The sequence below is a fragment of the Okeania hirsuta genome (assembly GCF_003838195.1).
Lineage (GTDB): Bacteria > Cyanobacteriota > Cyanobacteriia > Cyanobacteriales > Microcoleaceae > Okeania > Okeania hirsuta.
In genome coordinates, this window is the sequence record NZ_RCBY01000387.1 from 1 (window position 1) to 4,554 (window position 4,554).

General features: G+C 44.9%; 4 protein-coding genes. 2 read left to right on the forward strand and 2 right to left on the reverse strand.

Annotated elements, in window-relative coordinates:
• On the reverse strand, positions 1–752 hold a 752-nt coding region (locus D5R40_RS30610; protein ID WP_205127759.1), incomplete at its 3' end, for a beta-ketoacyl synthase N-terminal-like domain-containing protein.
• A 177-nt stretch (positions 753–929) separates the two neighbouring features.
• The gene (locus D5R40_RS43085) at positions 930–1,322 is read right to left on the reverse strand and encodes an AAA family ATPase (protein ID WP_124155703.1); all 393 of its coding nucleotides are present in this window, start codon (positions 1,320–1,322) and stop codon (positions 930–932) included.
• 1,606 nt (positions 1,323–2,928) lie between these two features.
• Between D5R40_RS43085 and D5R40_RS43090 the strand changes: the two genes are divergently transcribed.
• Both D5R40_RS43090 and D5R40_RS38375 read left to right on the forward strand, forming a co-directional pair.
• Entirely contained in the window at positions 2,929–3,330 is a 402-nt protein-coding gene (locus D5R40_RS43090) for a DUF72 domain-containing protein (protein WP_124155704.1), read from the forward strand.
• Positions 3,331–4,134: 804 nt separating this feature from the next.
• Positions 4,135–4,554 (forward strand): hypothetical protein (locus D5R40_RS38375; protein ID WP_375339431.1); only part of this gene is annotated, 420 nt, incomplete at its 3' end.

Sequence of the window (4,554 nt, forward strand, 5' to 3'; positions counted from 1 at the left end):
AATACCTGTTGGATCGCATGGTATTCAGCTTGATCTCCTCTTATGGTACCGGGTGTATGGCTGACGATGACATCTACTTGCTCCAGCTCCGCCTCTTGCAAGGCCATCTGCATGGCTTTCTGAAGCGCAATCCCGCTTTCCGAAATGCTAGTCGGGGAGGAGAGGGGCTCCATCGCATATCCAATTCCTTTGATCCACGCCATAGGTGCATTGGCTGACTGGCTGGTTAGTACAAAACTAGCTGCTGCTTCCCCCAATACCATGCTATTCTTTTCTTTATTGAGATCCAAGGCTCTGCAAGGATAAGAAGTTTCCTCTGGAGCAGCATAGATGCGTAAGGCTTCCATTTGAGCTTTGGTAAATGGCGTCAGTGGAGCTTCAGTTCCCCCTGCCAGAAAATGGTCGCAGCGGCCAGATTCCAACCAGCTTATCCCATTAGCAATACTCTGTAAGGCACTACCACAAGTAACGGAATGACTAATGCTCAAGGCTTCAACACCTAGCCGTTGTGCAACCCAGCTGGACACATTACCCAGGGTAGTTAGTGGAGAGGTATTGGGACTGAGATCTTGACCTTCTATGTGATGGAGATGTGCATTTTCCAAAATCTGAGTGGCCCCACGTGAGGAGCCTACATTCACGCCCCAATTTTGGGTCGAGTTAAGCTGCATTCCTTTAGTCGCTTGTAGGGCGGTATCGATGGCCATGATTGTCGACGCATCTAATTTGAGGTAGGGCTTACCTTCTGCCATTAGGCTTTTCACCTGATTCGATGCGCTAGCGGCTAACGTCCTTTCCCATTTGCCTTTTCCCTCCGACTCAAAAAGTTCTATTCTCCTATAGTTCGCACATCTCATCTGTTGTAGGCCTAAGGGAGACAGACTTCCCATCTGCACGATTCCAATGCGTTGCTTCTTCATCATAACAGTCTATTCTTCGATTTGCGCCCTTAAATCATAGCCAGCGTTCCTGGAGGAGGGGCCATTTGTGCCGCCAAATGCTGTACTTGTTCGGATTGACTTCGGTGAGTTGGGTAAATGGAATATTACGGCTTCGTCACTCATTTCTTCTAAATAGTAGAGTAGATGGAGTGCTTGGACCATTAAGATTAGTCCCAGCAAGGGTATGTTCTTTGTTTTTAAGCAAATTGAGACTAAGTAAGGTATGATTGATACTTCCCGGTAATGCTGAGAAACTAGCACAACCGGCAGCGGCCAGTTGTTGATCAGATCTAAGATTGTGTCTTCCTCGTTTAAAGGGACCAATAGTCCACCAGGCCCTTCTCGATCGGAAATTATCCGTTTCAGGTAAAGTGAAGGCATTTAAGTCGATCTTGACTTTTGTCTATAGCAGCGGAATAATGCGGTGAAGCCGGGGTTCTAAACGAAAGGCTTCCGGATGAAAAAGCTCTTGGGACTCTGACTTAAATGCATGCTTTCATGCTATCTGTATGGTGAAGGTCTCCGGATTGTAACGGCTTCCATAATCAGCTTCTAGGCCTTAGTGAGTATGGCAGAAACCAATGTCTTTCCTAATTTGTACATTTTTTTTATTCCACTAACAATAAATCCTTTCTTCATGCACGGGATGATTTTGATTCATCAATTCAGTTAGTTCTGTATCTGGTTTCGTATTGAAGCTGTGAGGCAAACCTAAGTCGTCTTGTCCTTCGGTACCGTAGGAGACAGGATGCGCGAATATCGAAGCCTGCTTTCTGCAAGTTAGCTGTAGTGATTTTGCTGCTCATTACCAGAACCAAACACATGTATAGGACTGCCACTAGGGATGAAATGTTTAGCAACATTTCCACTTAAAGTGCTTGAATTGGGCAATTCTCTCTATAAGAAGTCTCGATCGATCTCCCTTAGCCATTTCAGCGTAGGCCAGTGTATCGAGCTAAGGAGTCAGAGAGCAGTAGTATAATGAATGATCTCGAGAAATTGATCAGTTAGCCCCGTAGACACAGCGGTGCCACCACAACCGCGCCGTGCGCTCCGATAGCTTTCCCGAAAGTAATGTACCGCGCCCACACCTGATCCTGTAACGCCTAGGCTTGCACCAATCCTTCTCTGCACTTCCAAAAACACCTGTGCTTATGGCGCCTCATCACCAGTACTTGCCTCCCAGTGATTGACAAATGGCAACATCTCGGCCAAGGGGCGGCATCACCATCCATCGAGTAACGCTTTCTACAACAATCACTTACGTCTTTAGCTCGCTGAGTTTTTCTCGGAGGTCGTGAGATCATTATGCCTGAAGTTAAAGCTTTGGCTGGAGCTAATTGGATAACCCTCTCGCAGGGAAGCATGAATGAGTTTGATCGTATGATGGTGTCATGTCGGGTGGTAAGGCAAAGATAGGAAGGCCAGGTTGGCCTGGTAACCGAGTTATAGATTAAAGCAGCCTCCGCTTCATGAAATTTTGCCAGGTAATCCTCTACCGCTGCCCCACTTTGGTTGCCCCGAGATAACCTAGAACCGTAGATCCCAGGCTTTACGGCACTGGTAAAGCGGTTGAATCTTGACTAGCTGTCTTGCATAACCAAGGTAGTCATTGGAACAAAAGTCTATTAGGTGCTATTAGCTGCAGGCTTCGAATGCGTTTTTCCTTTTTTCGAGCCGCATCTTTGTCTCAAATATTCCCTCAAATGGTCCATGCCGCAAAGGTGAATTTTTATTTCAAGACCAATTCAATTAAGCTCGTCCTTAAATGTTCATTTTAGGACTTGCTTCTCTATTTTTAGCCATAACACTATTGAGTTATGAAGTTTGGAAAAATTACCAGAATATATCCTGCTGTCGATTTCTCTTTGCCTACGGATCCAGTAGAAACGCAATCGGTGCTAGCCAAAACTAAGGGGATGAATGCCGCACTGCCGTTTAGTAGGCTGTTCCGGTTGGAGTATGCCGGAATGGGTGGGGAAAGTTTATCTCAGGAACAAAGACCAAGGTTTCTTGGGAAGCTTATGGAAAGCAGTTTAACACGATAGAACTTAACATACTCATTATTATTCCTACCTTAGACTTGATCCAGCGATGGTATCAGTCTACACCTCGACTTCAAAGTTTTTGTCCTAAAATCCCTCAACCATTAGCCACAGTCGAATTTGGGCTTAGGAGGGGAGCAATCCACATGTTTTGTGAAGCCGTCAAGCATTGGAAAGAAAAACTAGGCTGTTGTTTTAATGCAGTTACCTCCGTATTCTTCGGCTATCGATTAGAGAAACTGAGACCTTTTACATGCTTGGCCTCCCAATCCCGTGCCATCGAACACGGCAATGAATCCTGTTTCAGGATGAGGGAAGTAGTCGAGGACTTTTTGAGCTATTGAGCGAACGGATCGGCCCACAGTGCTTACTGATGTGGCTGTCGCAGAGATGTTTTACATATGCGTTTGACCAATGGAGTCGGGATGGTCCGATTCGTGGCAATGAATCTTCATCCAACAGATTATGAGCGGATGGATGATTGGGTATCACGCCTAAAACGCTGGCGAGAAAAGGTTTTACGTGAGCTGTATATTTTTACCCATGAAGCAGACAACTTGAAAAGCACCTGAATTGGCAGATATCTAAGTGCGATTATTGAAAAAAGAGGCAGGAATCCAGACAGAGGCCTGATTCTATGCTCGGATCAAGGGAGAGATGAGCTCTTTGATTGCCCCGTTTTTTAACTAGCATTTGACGCACTGCGTATTTTTGCCTATCTTCATCAGAAGTATCGTAACAACTCGCTCAACATGGCAGAGAACTCCTTCTCTAATCACCAGGGATATCAGTGTTATCTTTTAATTATCGGGTATTGCAAAAGCAAAGGATCCGACGTTCCTCTATTTGAGCGAATAAAGTTCTTCTATTATCTTCCAACTTGGATGAGTTCTTTCGGGTAGAATGGCCAATCAACCGGAACCTTCTACGGTAGGAAGAAGACCAAAAAAGACTGGAATTCTCACCGAAACAAATAGTAGAAATACCAAGACGAGGGTGACTAAACAACCGGAAGAGGTAAGTAAGTATTTGAAAAAGAGATTATTCCGGAGTGAAGAACACAATATCTATCTAAAGCGTAGGTTAGACCTCAATGAGGAGCAAAGGGAATTCGTGGAGGATTACTTCAAAGATCACATGTTCCTTTCGTGCAACCGGTACTATTGGTAAAAGATAAGATTCGCCCTTTCTTAAATAATGCAGCACTCTACCTAACGGTGCTCTTGCAATCTAAAGATGATGCTGAAGCACCCCATGAATATGCTATTGTAAAGATACCTTCTGATCACCTTCCCCGTTTTATCAAATTGCCTTCTCCCGAGAATCGTCATGATCTGATTATCCTGGACGATATCGTAAGACATAGTGTTTCCTGGATGTTTCCGGGGTATGATATCTTAGATACCTTTTCGATCAAATTGACGCGGGATGCAGAGTTGTACATTGATGACGAATTTGCTGGTGATCTTATACAGAAGATAAAGGATAGCTTAGCTAAACGGCATGTTGGCCCAGCCTCGCGCTTTGTTTACGACCGAGAAATGCCAGAAGAGCTACTCGAATCCTTG

Coding starts and splice junctions, on each gene's coding strand:
- D5R40_RS43085 (WP_124155703.1), bottom strand. CDS start 1,322: ATGCCTTCACTTTACCTGAAACGGATAATTTCCGATCGAGAAGGGCCT.